The sequence below is a fragment of the Proteus sp. fly-1067 genome, assembly GCF_040139345.1.
Classification (GTDB): Bacteria; Pseudomonadota; Gammaproteobacteria; order Enterobacterales; family Enterobacteriaceae; genus Proteus; species Proteus vulgaris_B.
On sequence record NZ_JBEEUL010000004.1, the window covers coordinates 1 to 15969 of the forward strand.

The 15969-nt window shown below is 38.1% G+C and carries 12 protein-coding genes; 2 read left to right on the plus strand and 10 right to left on the minus strand.

The features are described 5' to 3' along the window. From ABN217_RS07620 to ABN217_RS07645, 6 genes are all read right to left on the minus strand, one after another. A partial coding sequence (locus ABN217_RS07620; protein WP_349459284.1) for a contractile injection system protein, VgrG/Pvc8 family occupies window positions 1-489 on the minus strand: 489 nt, incomplete at its 3' end. A gap of 637 nt (window positions 490-1126) precedes the next feature. After that, window positions 1127-1519 carry a DoxX family protein gene (locus tag ABN217_RS07625; protein WP_072071050.1) on the minus strand — a complete coding sequence of 131 codons (393 nt, stop codon included), beginning with the start codon at window positions 1517-1519 and terminating at the stop codon, window positions 1127-1129. A gap of 184 nt (window positions 1520-1703) precedes the next feature. After that, entirely contained in the window at window positions 1704-2009 is a 306-nt protein-coding gene (locus ABN217_RS07630) for a YqjK-like family protein (protein WP_231619333.1), read from the minus strand. Further along, window positions 1990-2400: a phage holin family protein gene (locus ABN217_RS07635; protein ID WP_196554774.1), complete on the minus strand. Its 411-nt coding sequence runs from the start codon at window positions 2398-2400 to the stop codon at window positions 1990-1992. Before ABN217_RS07635 ends, ABN217_RS07630 begins: the two co-directional genes overlap by 20 nt. A gap of 6 nt (window positions 2401-2406) precedes the next feature. Beyond that, the gene (locus ABN217_RS07640; RefSeq protein WP_072071048.1) at window positions 2407-2712 is read right to left on the minus strand and encodes an ElaB/YgaM/YqjD family protein; all 306 of its coding nucleotides are present in this window, start codon (window positions 2710-2712) and stop codon (window positions 2407-2409) included. 244 nt (window positions 2713-2956) lie between these two features. Continuing rightward, window positions 2957-3613, minus strand: a complete 657-nt coding sequence (locus ABN217_RS07645; RefSeq protein WP_196554772.1) for a DedA family protein — start codon at window positions 3611-3613, stop codon at window positions 2957-2959. Window positions 3614-4348: 735 nt separating this feature from the next. Here ABN217_RS07645 and sstT point away from each other — a divergent pair. Continuing rightward, the gene (gene sstT, locus ABN217_RS07650) at window positions 4349-5602 is read left to right on the plus strand and encodes a serine/threonine transporter SstT (RefSeq protein WP_072071046.1); all 1254 of its coding nucleotides are present in this window, start codon (window positions 4349-4351) and stop codon (window positions 5600-5602) included. 112 nt (window positions 5603-5714) lie between these two features. Here the strand turns inward: sstT and ABN217_RS07655 are convergent, their stop codons facing one another. Beyond that, a complete protein-coding gene (locus ABN217_RS07655) occupies window positions 5715-7733 on the minus strand; it encodes an oxidoreductase (RefSeq protein ID WP_349459285.1) in 2019 nt (672 codons plus the stop codon). A gap of 269 nt (window positions 7734-8002) precedes the next feature. Between ABN217_RS07655 and ABN217_RS07660 the strand changes: the two genes are divergently transcribed. Beyond that, a complete protein-coding gene (locus ABN217_RS07660; protein ID WP_349459286.1) occupies window positions 8003-8419 on the plus strand; it encodes a DoxX family protein in 417 nt (138 codons plus the stop codon). A gap of 146 nt (window positions 8420-8565) precedes the next feature. On the opposite strand, the gene ABN217_RS07665 is transcribed toward ABN217_RS07660, so the two are convergent. The 3 genes from ABN217_RS07665 to ABN217_RS07675 all read right to left on the minus strand — a co-directional run bounded on the left by ABN217_RS07665 (window position 8566) and on the right by ABN217_RS07675 (window position 15889). Continuing rightward, window positions 8566-11364 carry a M16 family metallopeptidase gene (locus ABN217_RS07665; protein WP_196554770.1) on the minus strand — a complete coding sequence of 933 codons (2799 nt, stop codon included), beginning with the start codon at window positions 11362-11364 and terminating at the stop codon, window positions 8566-8568. After that, complete coding sequence (locus ABN217_RS07670) at window positions 11354-13063, minus strand: ABC transporter ATP-binding protein/permease (protein ID WP_196554769.1); 1710 nt, start codon at window positions 13061-13063, stop codon at window positions 11354-11356. The genes ABN217_RS07665 and ABN217_RS07670 overlap by 11 nt, the downstream gene beginning before the upstream one ends. A gap of 63 nt (window positions 13064-13126) precedes the next feature. Next, window positions 13127-15889, minus strand: a complete 2763-nt coding sequence (locus ABN217_RS07675) for a secretin and TonB N-terminal domain-containing protein (RefSeq protein ID WP_349459287.1) — start codon at window positions 15887-15889, stop codon at window positions 13127-13129. Window positions 15890-15969: the final 80 nt, after the last annotated feature.

Genomic DNA, 15969 nt, shown 5'->3' on the forward strand with positions numbered 1-15969 from the left:
CTGGAAAATACGGCTATCTTGGTTCAGCGTCATCACCCACATTTCTGGGCGAATAACAAATTGATACCACGTTTTAATGCCGTCTGTGTTGCCTTGTTCAGCACTCGCCAGTAAGCCTTGAACTGTGCGAATTGTTTTACCGTCACGACTGACGGTTAATGATGAAGCCACACCTAATTGATTGGAAAAATCGATGTCGTTTTGCTCGCTCACCGCGTGTATCGACAGAGTGAAAAGCTCTGATAACCCTTCGTTTAAATCGAATTGGGTGACTTGAAAGGTGCTTGCGGGTAAGCCGCCAATTTGGCAAGTAAACACTAACCCCGTGTGCAGTAATCCTTTACCTAACGTTTCGAGTAATTCGCTGTATTTTTTAATGCGAGCTTGTTGTTCTGAGAATGTCATCCCCATTTTAAAGGAGGGTGATGATGTAGGATCATCTAATACCAAACGGGGTTTAGGGGTATTGTTAGCGTCATTCGTTGACATAAAAGCTCCCATTTAACTGTGACAAACACACAATAAAAAAGACAAAAAAATAAGCCTAAAAAAGTATCTATTGAATAATAGGCTCATAACAGAGCCTTTAATTGATTAGAATAGCTTAAGTACTTTTAATAAGAAGTAAAGGAAGAGGCGGGGAGAACAAGCATTATATCCTCGTAGGATAAGTGACTTAGCGTAAAATAATTGTTCACACGTTATTTACTGCTTTCGTTTCTTAAAATAAGTGTATTTATTTACATGATCAACTTTCGCAAATGTCCGAAATCTCGCTAAAGCCAGTCAGTTCTAATGTACATGGATTTTTAATATGTAACAAAGTGTGTATTTTGTTTCAATTTGTAACAATGTTGATTTATAAGGAGAAAACAACCCTATTTTCAAAATAATAAGTAAACTACGATTTTTATTCTCACAGTACAAAAAATCCGCACCTAAAATTTAGTGTATCGCAGAAGATCCCTTTAAATAGAGACAGAAATATCACTCACAGGGTGATTTTTCAGATGGAGGCTATTTGATTAGGGATTTCATCTATTAATAAAAGCTAATAGAGTAATTAAAAAATTTTTATCAACAAAAAAGATCCCCTAGAGGATCTTTTTTATTTCTAAACTTGTTATTACCAGTTTTTATTGAAAATACGATCTAAGCTCCATTTACCCGGGCCTGTCACAACCAGTAATAAATATCCGCCTGCAATTGTCATGTTTTTCATAAACATTAATTGGTTCATGCCTTCAGCAAAATTACTGTGGAACAGTAATGCGGTTAAGAGAGTAAAGACCGCGGTAAAGATTGCAGTGGTGCGAGTTAAGAAACCAAATAAGATTGCTAATCCACCACCTAATTCTAATAAAATAGTCAGTGGTAATAAGAAACCGGGAACGCCCATTGCTTGCATATATTGCTGTGTACCTTCATATGCGCCAATTTTTCCGTAGCCTGCGCTGATAAATAAAATCGGCATTAAAATACGGGCAATTAATAACGCAATGTCTTCAAATTTTTTCATAATATTTATTCCTAATAAAACTCTATTATCTGCAATGTATATCTGTTTATATTTGTATTTTCGTCGGTTATTTTTCTACTTTTAGATTTAATAACCACGGCTACGGTGTGAGATAGATAATAATGGGAAATTGAAAAAGAGAATATTAAGAAGAATTAACATTCTTAGACAAAAAAATTGATGTTCAATCTGAGGTTTTTTTGAAGGACTTCTGTATTGCTCGAATTAAGCCAATTGCACCGATAGCGCGTTGTCCTAACCGTATGATTTTTTTAGGGTGTTTAATACTGTAAAGAGAGATAAAACTAGCACCTACTAAAAAAGCAGGTTTTAAAGAGACTAAAATCCGCCACGCTTTGTCATAAGGCTCTGTCACATCAAGCCAAGTTTGTGTACCTTGGCCCAAATCAGAGCGCTGTTGCTGAATTTTATTCAACAACAGCTTTTTACGTCTTGAGAGAACACTCTGCTTATTTTGTTTGTTCATCATGATATTGCTCCAAAAGACGTTTATCTAATTCCAGTTGTTGGCGAGTATCGCCTAATAAGGTGGAATTTCGTGCTTTCTTTAATGTCATGATGGCGCCAATAAGGGCGCAAAAAAGCAAAATCGCTGTTGTAACCGCTAAAGTATAAATTCGGTATTCTGGGGGTATAACCCAAAATAACAATATAAGCAGGCTCATTAGACCGAATGCGGTAAGTAACAAGGTGACTCCAGCCATTAAAATAAGCTGGATCAAGGTGGTTTTTTCTTCTTCCAGTTCAATAGCTATTAATTGTAGGCGAGTTTCAACCATGCCTATAACGATAGCACCAATTCTACTGAGAGAATTCAGAACCCCAGATGCGGGGCCCTGTGGTCTTTGAGTATCACTCATTATAAATTAGCGTTTTGCAAGTAGAACGCCAAGAACAACACCAACAGCAGCACCGATACCAACACCTGTCCATGGATTTTCACGAACATAGTTATCTGCTTTTCCTGCCATTTCTTTCGTGTTATCGACAATTTCTCGACCTGCATCACTGAGTTTTGCACGAGAACCTTTTATTGCCGATTCTGCTTTTGCACGCAGACTTTGGATTTCTTCTTTGGATTTATCTGCAGAGGAGTTCAGTACTTCTTCTAGAGTATCAGCAAGAGATTTCAATTCACTACGCAGATCTTCATTTGAACGTTGTTGAGACATAATTAACTCCTTTAATAGAGATAGAATGTAGTACTTATAACAATAGACTAATTTTACAGCTTAATGAAATTAAATAACGACTTAAAAGTGAAAAAAAGAGATAAATCTTAATTAAATGGGAGGATTAAAGGAGCTTAGAAGTGTGTATTCTGAAAAAAAGACCTGTTCAATATGATGAAACAGGTCTCTATTATTTTTTGCTGTGTAATTCCTATCGGAATATCTTGATAGTATTTAATTCGTATTAAGCTTTTCTTTTCTTTTTAATAACCACCCAGATGCTACCAATTAAACCGATCACTAATAGGCAAACAGGTAATAGCATAAGAATATTCATTAAATAGTGTTCGTATTGGCGAAATAGCGGACTGTTACCGAGTAAATAGCCTAGCGTTGTTAAAATACCTACCCATAAAAAACCGCTTAGCCAATTGAAAATTTGAAAGCGGGTATTATTCAATCCAGCAAGGCCTGCAATGGTTGGTAACAATGTTCTAACGAACGCTAAAAAACGACCAATAAGTAATGCGGCTAAGCCATGGCGATGAAAAAGCCCATGTGCGCGCTGGTGATAATGTTCTGGTAGATGTGACAGCCAACTACGTACTAGCTTTGTATTACCAAGCCATCGTCCTTGAAGATAGCCCAGCCAGCACCCTAGGCTCGCACCTGCGGTTAAAATAAGTAAGGTCAATGGAAAGTCCATTGTATCTTTAGCAATTAACACACCCACTAAAATTAATAAGCTATCTCCTGGTAAGAAAGCTGCGGGCAATACTCCGTTTTCTAGGAATAGTATGGTGAATAATAAAATGTAGATAATCCATATTAATGAGGGATTAGCTAAGGTTTCGTAATCTTGATGCCATAGCGCCAAGAAGAGCTCTCTTACGATTTCCATATAAAAGGCTTCCTAAAACTGAGTCATTTGAGGGTAAATGTAAATTCAATAAGTGTTGTAATCCATTTACCCGTTTTCCACTTCATAGGGTCTATTTTTCATTGTTTAAAACAGCAACACTCTAACAAAATCAGGAAAAACTAGACAGAAAATTTTTCAACTCTATAACGAGATAACTTACCCATAGATATGGGATCTTGAAAAATAGACATCTAATCTCTTTTCGAATTCAGAGTAGGGGATTTTTTAAAAGAAAACCTTAAGAGCTAGAATGCTAAGAAGAGAAATATCACATTTTGTTTTAATCAAAAAAAGATAAATTTTTAATATTATTTGAAAGAAAATAAAAAAGTTATCTTATTTATATTACACATTTTTCTGTCTATTATTTATACAGTTACGAATAGGTAGCGTGATTAATTGTTAGTTATTATGTTAATAAAAAAACTGATTAATTGATTAAAAGAATAAAAAATAGCAGAGTGAAAATAAAAAATAAGTAATATGACCAAGCATAACTTACTGATAATAATAATTTCTTTCATTTCCGATTGGTATACTAAAAAGAACAAAATCCTATTATGATCACAGTTATGTTATTTTTTTGTTAACAATAACGGTTAATGCTGTATATTTTGCATAATCAGCTTTTCAGCGCGATTCAATTCCTTATACTGGCATTGCAAACACTCAAAAATGCTTTTTTTAAATATTATTTTAAGTAATGGAATAGCTATGGATAAACAACAATCCAGAGTCTTCAGCCTGTTCTTTAAGGGAAGCCTCGTCAAACAAATACTCGTTGGTTTAGTTGCAGGGATCTTACTCGCTTGGTTAGCACCAGAAGTTGCCAAGATGATGAGTTTGTTAGGTACTCTGTTTATTAATGCTCTAAAAGCTGTTGCGCCAGTCTTGGTATGGGTGCTGGTAATGGCTTCGATTGCTAATCACCGTCAAGGGCAAAAATCAAATATTCGCCCCGTGTTAGTTTTATATCTGCTAGCAACGTTCTTTGCTGCATTAACTGCTGTTGTTGCAAGCTTTATGTTCCCATCAGTTTTAACGCTAGTTGTTAATGAATCACAACTGTCACCACCTGAAAATATCGCTGAAGTGCTTAAAGGGGTATTAATTAATGTGGTCGCAAACCCTGTTGATGCGCTTATCAACGGCAACTACATGGGGATCTTAGCATGGTCTATTGGGTTAGGTTTAGCATTACGCCATGCAAGTGATACCACTAAAGCTTTAACACAAGATTTAGCGGATGCAGTGACAAACTTGGTACGTGTTGTTATTCGTTTAGCCCCTATCGGTATTTTTGGTTTAGTGTCGTCAACTATCGCAACAACTGGCTTTGAAGTTTTAGCGGGTTATTTACAGGTCCTGATTGTGCTGATTGGCTGTATGCTGTTTGTTGCTTTAGTCGTGAATCCACTGATTGTATTTTGGAAAATCCGCAGTAACCCATACCCATTAGTATGGGCATGTTTGCGTGAAAGTGGTGTAACCGCCTTCTTTACACGTAGTTCAGCAGCAAACATCCCTGTGAATATGGCAATGTGTCGTCGTATGAATTTAGATGAAGACACTTATTCTGTCTCAATTCCATTAGGTGCGACCATCAATATGGGTGGTGCGGCAATTACTATCACTATTTTGACATTAGCGGCAGTCAATACATTAGGTATGCCAGTTGATGTGCCAACTGCACTATTATTAAGCCTTGTTGCTGCAGTTTGTGCATGTGGTGCATCTGGTGTTGCTGGGGGATCTTTACTGTTAATTCCACTAGCTTGTAGCATGTTTGGTATTAGCAATGATATTGCTATGCAAGTGGTTGCCGTGGGTGTGATGATTGGTGTATTACAAGATTCAGCTGAAACTGCACTGAATTCATCAACAGATGTTCTCTTTACTGCAACAGTCTGTATCGCAGAAGATAATCGTATTTCAGATAATCCATTAACTGAAAAAAATAATGGGTAAAAAGGGTAAGTAGTAAGACAGGAAGAGCTGTAAAAATAATAATCAATAATAAAAAAATAGAACCCCACATTTTTATGTGGGGTTTCTTTTTTACTCAAGCACTGAAAAAGGATTAAATATTGAGAGCTAATTCTGTTCCTTGCCTAATAGCGCGTTTTGCATCTAATGCGCTAGCATCTTTAGCGCCACCGATAAGATGGACTTTTGTATGGACATTTTCTAAAGAAGTAAGCAAAGGATGATAAGCGCGTTGCCCTGTACATAATATAATATTATCTGCCATAAGAAGTTGCTGTTTTCCATCTTGTTCAATAACAAGACCTTCTGGTGTAATTTGTTGATAATGGCAATGCGTTAAGAATTTAACGCCTTTTTTCTCTAGCGTTAAACGATGTATCCAACCCGTTGTTTTACCTAAATTCAATCCTATCTTTCCGGCTTTACGTTGAGTCATAACAATCTGTTTATTATCACCTTTTAAGTGATTTTCTGGTTTTATTCCGCCACGATATGAAAGCGTCGGATCAATGCCCCATTCTTTGTTAAAAGCACAGGGGCTTAGGCTACTGCATTGCCCTTTTTGCGTAAGATAGAGACCGGTATCAAAGCCAATACCTCCGCTACCAATAATCACGACTCTTTTACCCACGGGTTGATGGTGCTTTAAAACATCCAAATAAGTTTTAACAATTGTATTATCTCGGCCTTCTATATCAGGAAGGTGTGGTATTACACCACTGGCTAAAATAATTTCATCAAAGTGTTTAAGATGATGAGGAGTAGCTTCAGTATTATTTTTAACAATCACACCAGTGAGTTGTAACTGTCGTTTAAAGTAACGCAAGGTTTCCTTAAACTCTTCTTTTCCGGGAATTTGGCTAGCAATATTCAACTGCCCACCAATAACATCTTCTTTTTCAAAGAGTGTTACATGGTGACCACGTTTAGCCGCTGTTATAGCAAAAGATAATCCCGCGGGCCCGGCGCCGACAACAGCCAGTTTTTTAGGTTGTTGGGTTGGAATAACCAGAAGTTCGGTTTCTCGACAAGCAAAAGGATTGACTAAACAAGATGCTGTTTGCCCTGAAAATATTTCATCAAGGCACGCTTGATTGCAAGCAATGCAGGTATTGATTTCATCTTCACGCCCTAATTGTGCTTTTAGAACGAACTCAGGATCAGCAAGAAAAGGGCGTGCCATTGAAATCATGTCGGCACAGCCTTCTGCTAAAATAGCTTCTGCGGTTTGTGGTGTGTTAATACGGTTTGATGTAATAAGAGGAATATTCACTTGGCCCATTAATTCGCGTGTTACATTCGCAAATTGGCCTCTTGGTACCATCGTGGCTATCGTTGGAATTCGAGCTTCATGCCAGCCAATCCCTGTATTGATCATTGTAGCGCCAGCTTTCTCAACAGCTTTGGCAAGATAAACAACCTCTGATGCATCCGAACCATTTTTAATTAAATCCAGCATAGAAAGACGGTAAATAATAATAAACTGCTCACCAACGGCTTTTTTTATGCCTTCAAGAATACGTAAAGCGAAGCGACAACGATTTTCAATATTGCCACCCCATTGATCGTTACGCTGATTCGTATGGTTAACTAAAAACTGATTAATTAAATAACCTTCCGATCCCATTATCTCAACACCATCATAGCCCGCTTTTTGAGCTAATTGAGCGCAGTGAATGTAGTCATCAATAGTTTGTTCAATTTGTTCATGACTCATTTCTTTTGGCATAAAAGGGGTTATTGGTGATTGAATAGCAGAAGGCGCCACCAAATTAGGTTGGTAACTATAACGACCAGTATGCAATATCTGTAATGCAATTTTTCCACCTTGCTGATGAACGGCATCAGTAACCAATTGATGTGGTGCAAGCTGGGATTCAGACATTAATGTTGCGGCGTGTGGTAATAATACACCTTGCTTATTAGGTGATATCCCTCCTGTAACAATAAGTGCAACGCCTGCGGCGGCTCTTTGTGCATAAAATTGTGCAAGTTTTGGCGCATCTTTAGGGTCTTCTTCAAGACCAGTATGCATAGAGCCCATTAACATTCGGTTTTTCAGTACAGTAAACCCTAAATCAAGGGGAGAAAATAGATGAGAATAATGTGCCATCAGATACCCTTTTTAGACTGGTCAGATGAGATATCTATAGCATAACGAGAAGTGAGTGATTAAGAGTTCATTATGTTAACAAGTTGTGATCTTAATCATGGAAAAGGTGAATAGCACGTTATAAAGCAATAATAATCTAAGTGATTACTTAATGAGAACAAATAGTGATAATAAAAATCACACTCATTCATAATATTTCATCATATAATGTAGTGTACCTATTAATACGTATTAAAAACACACATCACTATTTTGAATTTGGAGACGTTATGATTAATAAATTTAATCAACTTGTTGACTGTTCTGACTTGGGTAAATTGATACTACGTGTTTCTCTTGGAGTTTTAATGTTATTACATGGACTTCATAAAATGGAGCCGGGTGGATTAGCTGGTATTCAGGGTATGTTAGCTAATTTTAATCTACCCGCCTTTATTGCATATGGCACAGTAATAGGGGAGGTTGTCGCACCTATCTTACTGATTATTGGTCTATTTACTCGCGCCTCAGCACTTGTTTTGGCCGGTACAATGTTTGTTGCTGTCTTGATGGTTCACTCAGGTGATCTATTTGCATTAAATCCCAAAACAGGGGGATGGGAACCAGAAAGTGCGGGCTTCTATTTATTTGCGGCAATTGCTGTGATGTTTTTAGGTAGCGGTCGTTTTGCCATTAAAAAAGATTAGCAAATTTAATAGTCAATAAATTTGAACTTAATTGCTATGACTTGATTAGAATTGATGAACAAACGCCCAGATTTCTAAATGTATTTACATTAGAACTGGGCGTTTTCTTTTAGGCAATATTATAACTTATTGATTTTAAATGTGGATTATTTTTTATCCGCAGGTGTTAGCTTAAAGACCTTCTCATTTTCACCTAACCATTGGTGAGCTACTTGATTTATATCGTTAACATTTAATGTTTTTATAATGGCAGGATCAGTGAGTAAACGCTGATACTGTTGGTCATCAGTTGCAACTTGAGCAAGGGCTTCTGTCCAATAACTTGCACTGTCATTTATCTGTGAATTTTCAGTTAGCCAGATATTTTTAGCCTCTTGTAGCTCTTTCTCTGTAATGCCTGACTGTTTAACATCATTCACGACTTTACGAGCAAGGGCTATTAATTCATCTGCACGCTCAGGTGATGCCGTAAAGTTTAAACGGCCGGTATAGTAGCTTGTAGGCACTTTCGTTAACATTTCAGAGAATCCAAGTGAATAAATTCCCCCCGCTCTTTCACGTAGATTGAGTCTTAAACGTTGGCTGATCACGGTATCCAGTAAATTTAACGCAAGTACTTGTTGTTGTGACCATTGAGCTGGTGCTGCATATTGAATACTTACCATACTCTTATCACTGCTTGCGATAGGGTATGTTTTGCTAAATGAAGTTAGCTTTGGATTAATAGCAGGATCTGCCCAGAATAGACGCTGTTCCGAGCGTGTCGGGAGACTTGCAACCCAGCGTTCAATCAGAGGTTTTACCTGATTAATATTGACAGGGCCACTGATAACTAATGTCATATCAGCAGGTTGCCCTAAGATCATTTGGTTTGTTTGCTGTAATTGTTGAGCTGTAAATTGCTTCCAAGTACCTTGAGGTGAAACTACAAGGCGCTCGCCATTTTGATAACTTTCTTTATTGATACTATCTAAGAACGTACGTTCAACAGGGGTTTTTGAAATACCTAATGCCATGGCTTGCTTTTGTTGCTCTAACTTCTCACCATTAAATTGTGGAGAAGTTATTTTTAGATGCATTAAGGTTAGCAAGGTTTCTAATTCATCAATTGGCGCTTCGCCACGGAAACCATGGAATAACAGTTCGCTGTAAGGGCGCAAACTAATTTGATGTTGCTTGGTAAATAGCGCTAATTCACGTGCGTTGTAATGGCTGTATCCACTCACTTCAGGTAATTTCAATGCCCATTGCACCATACCTAAGCTTTGGTTTGTTTCAAGTGATGAGCCACCCGGAATACGCAGTGAAACTTGAATATTATCTTTGAGATAACTGTCATTTTTCACAATCACTTTTACGTTATTGCTCAGAGTCCACTGTTGCGTTTTTTCAATAGGGAGTGATTGCGTTGAAACAATTGAACCTGTGAGTTCAGGTTTAATATCTAATACAACAGCTTGCGTTTTTAGGGTAAATGCTCCTGGATTTGACTGTCTAATTTCTTGCCAACGTTGTGCTGCTTTAGTTGCATTAAATAAATTAGCATCACTATCCGGGCCAATCACAGCAACTCGTGGTGATGCCTGTTTTAGATATTGAGCAAAATAAGCTGACAATGTTTCAGGGGTCACTTTATTGATTAATTGATAGCTTAAATTTAGGGCCTGTTTTTTAGTTTGAATTGGCATTTCCAATTCAATGGCTGTTGTGATTTGGTTGGCTAAATAATCGTGCTCATAACGCTCTTCACCCGCAGCTTGTTGGCTTAGGCGTTTTAGCATTGCATTACGGGCATTATCTAACTCTTCTTGAGTCACTGGAACAGAGGCGAGGCGTTGAACTTCTGTAAATAAGATATCTAATGTACCTTGGTAATCATTACCTTTAGGGTGGGCAATCATCAATTGTTGTGAACGACGAGAGTCTAACATTGCACCTTGAGCATTAGCGCTAATGGAAGCCGTTAAGCCATTATCAACGATAGTGGAGAAACGTTGATTTAAAATTGATAGCCATAATGAATCCATTAAATCTTCATATTGACCTTGTCGACTATTTAAAGGTGCTGGTAAAGTCCGCTGTAAGGTAAATTGTAAAATACGTGAACCTTGCTCTTTGTCGAAAATCGTTTTAACCAGTAGATCTTTATGATCGATAAAATTGTGCCAAGAAGGATCATCAATTCCTTTGTTTTCGCTATTTTTAGCGTTAAACAGTTGCTTAATATCCGCAATAGCATCGCCCTGATTAAAGTTACCAACCAGTACTAATGCCATTCTTTCTGGTTGATACCAAGTATCGTAATAGCGTTTTGCATCTTTCACATCGCCATGTTTAACAATTTTTAAATCGCCAATAGGATCACGCTCCAGATAACGGCTTCCGTAATAACGTAATTCTTCTAACTGGCGGTTAATACGAAAACCGATACCTTGGCGCAAACGCCACTCTTCAACAATAACAGGGCGCTCTTTATCAAACTCAATAGGGTCAAATGTCATTTCAAATGCCCAGTCTGATAAGATTTTTAACCCTGTTTTAATTTGGATCGGGTTTGCATTCGGCAATGACAGTTTATACGTTGTCGCATTTAAACTTGTCGCGGCATTAACGTGACTACCTAATTTCATGCCTAGGCTTTCAAGCTGTTTAAAGCCCGTTGTACCCGGAAAATGGGTTGTACCTTTAAATGCCATATGTTCAGTAAAGTGTGAAAAACCAAGTTGTTTTTCATCTTCTTGAACCGAGCCACTTTTTACTAAAAGACGCATTTCAACACCCGTTTGTGGGCGTTGCAGTAAGTAGACGTCTAAACCATTATCTAGGGTAAAATGGCGAACATCAGGGCGCAGTAATAGCGCGCTTTTGTCATTTTGATTTGGGGTACTTGCCGCACACCCTAAAAGGGAAAGACTGACGGAAACAATCAGTAATTTACGATACATATTCGGTAACTCCAGCAGGTTGAGAGGAGGACACGGTAGGGGCTTTGAGTGAAATCACATTATCTGCAATCACATGTGTAAAGCGCTGGTGGCTCACTAAGGCAATACCTGCAGTTGGCAGATGTTGTTTTAGCAACTGCAACATGTTCAATGCATTTTGTTCATCAAGTGCAGAGGTGGTTTCATCTAATAAAATAAGATCAGGTTTATTGAGTAATAAACGGGCAAAAATAAGACGTTGTTGCTCACCACCTGATAGGCGTGTTGTCCAATCCGTTTCAAGTGAAAGTTGATTTTTTATTTTATCTAAGCCCACCAAATGAAGTACGTCTTCATACTCTTTAGCGGAGAATTGATTAGGCTGACAAGGATAAGCGAGCAAACTGTTTAAACGTGAAAAAGGCAGATACATACGCTGTGGGAGCCAACACACATTTGGTGAACGTTGAATTTCCCCTTTGAAATAAGGCCAGTGCCCACTTAATGCTCTAAGCAGTGTTGATTTGCCTAAACCAGAGCAACCTTCAATAACGGTTAATTCACCCGCTTTTACAGAGAAGTTAATATCTTGGATTAACAGGCTGTCATCTTGCATAAACAGAGAAAGATTGGCTTTTAATTTAATCTGTTTATCATTTAAATCAGTGACTTCTGGCTCATGGTCGTGCTCTAACAGTACCACGAAATTATAAAGACGTGTCACCGTTGCTTGCCATGCCGCAATTTCTTTATACGAGAAAATAAACCAGCTTAATGCCCCTGCAACACTAGAGAATGCTTGTCTCAACTGCATTAATCCCCCCAGCATTAACTCACCAGCAAGAAATTTAGGTAAGGCAAAGATAATCGGTGCCATCGCAGTAGCTTGTTGATAGCCGACAGTGAAGAATGCAAGATTTCTTTCGTAGCGAATAAGGTTATTCCAGTTATGAATAACCCCTAAAAAGCGACTCATTAATTCATTGCGATCACTCATTTCACCACGCTGACCTGCAATCGCATCGCCATGTTGTTTACGGGTGATAAGCGCAGTACGGTAATCAGCTTCTTTGCGTTGCTTATCCATATTAATCTTACGCAATGGTGAACCAATAAACTGCGTAATGGTGATCCCGATAATGGTATAGATAATACAAGCCCAGAACATATAGCCGGGAATTGTCCACTCGCTGCCCCCTAATGTGAAAGAGATAGCGCCAGACAGTGACCAAAGAATGGTGGCAAAAGAAATAAGGGTGAGTAACGAGTGTAAAAATGTCACGGTTAAACGCATTGTTGATTCGATTAGTAAACGAATATCTTCTGCAATACGTTGATCCGGGTTATCAGGCTCTTGAGAAGTCAGCCTTAACATGTAGTGTTTACTGTTTTTTGATAACCAGCGATCGAGCACTTGTTCAGTCATGCCTTCGCGCCAGCGAATAACCATTTTTTGACGTAAGAAATCGCCCATTACCACAACAGTAATTAATCCTGCAATAATAATGACAAATTGTTGAAGAAGCTTGTAGAGTGCTTGCCCATCAAGTTGTTGTAATGCGTTATAGAAACCGCCATTCCATTCATTCATTTTGACGTTAAACCAGACGGATGACAGGGTTAAGGTCAAAGAGACAATCAATAGAAACCAGCAGTAAAGGGCGGCACGCCGCCCCCAAAAAGGTGAAACTAAATAGAAAAATTGTTTTATTGTTTTCATTGCTTATTGGTCATATTTTTATTGTGTATCGACTTGGTTGCTCACATTAACTTCGTCAATTTATTAATAGTCGTAGCTGACTTGTAACCAGAACTGACGACCTGGTTCATAAGATTTGTAATCGTTATTTTTATAAGTGAAGTGATCGGCAACGTTTTTAGTGTTAAGGACGTTATTCACTTCCACAGAGACACCTACACCATAAGCAAACTCAGGCTGCCAACTTAACTTTGTATCCCATGTAAAGCGGCTACTGTAATTTTGTTTTTTATAGGCATAAATATAACCAGCTTCAGGCGTTTGAATTGGGTTACCGTTATTGGTTTTTTCTGCTTGAGAGCGCCAGCTATTCCATTGCAATTGGTTAAACCAAGTCACATTCCATTCATCCCAAACGCTCGTGAGATCTGCTGTGATTTTTAATGGCGAGTTAAAGTTGCCAGAAGGTAAGTCCTTGGCATCGATGATTTTTCCATCATATAGCACTTTGTTCCGGTTAACGTTTTGAGTGTTTGGACTAAAGTCGGCATAACCTGAATCTTTCGGGGTATTGGTTTTGCTTTGTTGCCAACTTATTGAAGCATTGAAAACATGATCAGCTTGCGCCAATTCCCAAGGCTGACTATTTTTCACTGATAAAGTCACTGTATCGTGTGAACTACGGCCATTATTATTAAATGCACGAATATTCATTTTTTCGTAATCAGTGCTATCAGGATATTTTGTATCACTACGCACTTCATCACGACCGTTACGATGAACGTATTGTAAACGCCAAGTGGTTGAGGCAATTTCTTGTTGTAAACCTAGAGTGAATTCATCGTTATAAGGTGTTTTTAACGAATCTAGACCGTCAAAATCGGTACGGTTATTCCAGCTGGCATCAGATGATTCACAATCAAAGTAACAGTGTTGCAAACCTGCATTTTGTGCTCCATATAATGCGTAAGTTAACATGGAGCGACCGTAGTAACGGTTTACACCACCAATTAAGAGGGTATTGCCTGTACCCCAAATATCATAAGTACCACTTAAACGAGGTGAAATATTGTTTCTTTGAACAAAATCATCTCTATCTAAACGAATACCAGGACGCAGTGTTAAGCGTTTATATTGAATATTGTCATCAAGATAGATTGCATAATTTGTATAGGTTGCACTATGGCTTCCTGATTGGAAGCGCGTTGTATTTGAGCGTCCGCCACTCCACTCGTTTGTATCGGGATCCGTTATTCCCGTATAGAAGTAACTATAAAAATCTTTATCTCTGATATAAGAGCCTTTGGTTCTAGCAACTTCAAAGCCTGTTGTAGGTTGGTGTATAGTTGAACCTAAGTCATAAGAGTTAAAACGCATTATCGCTTTAGTACTTACGGTTTCTTGATTGCTCTTTAGGTCACCCTGACCACCACTGTTATAACTTGTTGGTGTTGACCAACCGGTAATCGCATCATCTAAACGAATAAAGTAATTTTGATCATTCGTTCGTTTATCTTCTAACTTTTGATAACCTGTTGTTAATTCTAAGGTACCAAGATCTAATCGATGTTTATAAAGCGCAGTAAAACTTAAACCATTATGCTCATTGTCATAGCCTGAATTATAGACTGAACCTGAGAATAGATAGCTTTTATAACGCGCGATATTACTTGATAAATCAAGAGATTGAGTATCTGAAATATCCCAAGAGTATTTAATAAAATAGTTATCTGAAGTTCGAGTTTGATCGCGATAACCTGCGTTTTGTTCAACTTGTTCTAATTCATAGTCAGGTGTATGGATAAAGCCACCTGCGCTACTCATCATCATAGGAATGGTTGATTCACGGCGAGATGCAGAGAATATTAAACCTGTATGTTCAGTTAACCCTGTTTCAAACCAACCACCAAAGTTTTGTTTATCATATTTTTTCTGGAAACGAGCGGGATTACTAAAATCATTGTTTGCTGTATCAAAATTTAGTTTTGGATCAGTGAAAATATTGTTCCAGCTTGAGCGCGTTGTGCGGTAATAGGCATTGGCATGTGTTTCACCAGACCAGCGACGGCTTTGTACATCAACGGTTCCGCCTGTAAATCCGCCAAATTCTACAGGAATGTTGTTATCGTAAACCGTGACACTATCAATTAAGCGACTATCAAGATACATCCCTTGCTCATCACTAGTAACACGAGTATTGGTTTCACCATTACCAGAATTAGCCGGATCAAAGTCATTGTTAAAACTGACACCATCAAGTTTATAAGAGTTTTGATAACTACTAGAACCATGAATAGAAATACGTGAAGGTTTAATTTCACCCTGATTCATTGATGTGCTGTCATTATTAGAGAATTGAACCGCGGGGTTACTTTTTAGTAAGTCAGTGATGTTACCATCACCCGTATTACGCTGTTTGATCTCTTCTGCGGTGATGTATTGCGGAGCGGAAACAACATCGGTAGCAGGATGATAAGCACTACCTACACCCGTGACTTTAACTTCAGGAATAACAATCGCATTAGTCGTTGCGAGAGGGCGAATAACAAATCCACTTCCTTGTGGAATAATCTCTAACCCACTACCAATTAAGACTTTTTGTAATGCAGTTTGGGTTTCAAATTGACCTGAAAGTGCTGGAGCACGTAGGTTTTTGACCGAATTAGCATCAAATAAAATTTGGACTTGCCCTTGTTTTGCAATGGCACTTAATGAATCAGCTAAAGATTGTTCTGGTAAAGCCACTGAAATTGCAGATGCATAAGCGCAAGGTGCGGCAATAGTGGTACTTATTAGCAATGCTAGCAGAGACCTCTTGAGGATCCCTTTTTTGTTATTCATTCTCATTTCACCAATCCCATTCACTAACTTAATAATTGTTGTTATTAGGGAAGAGGGTGAAATGAGAATTATCCTCACCTGTAAAA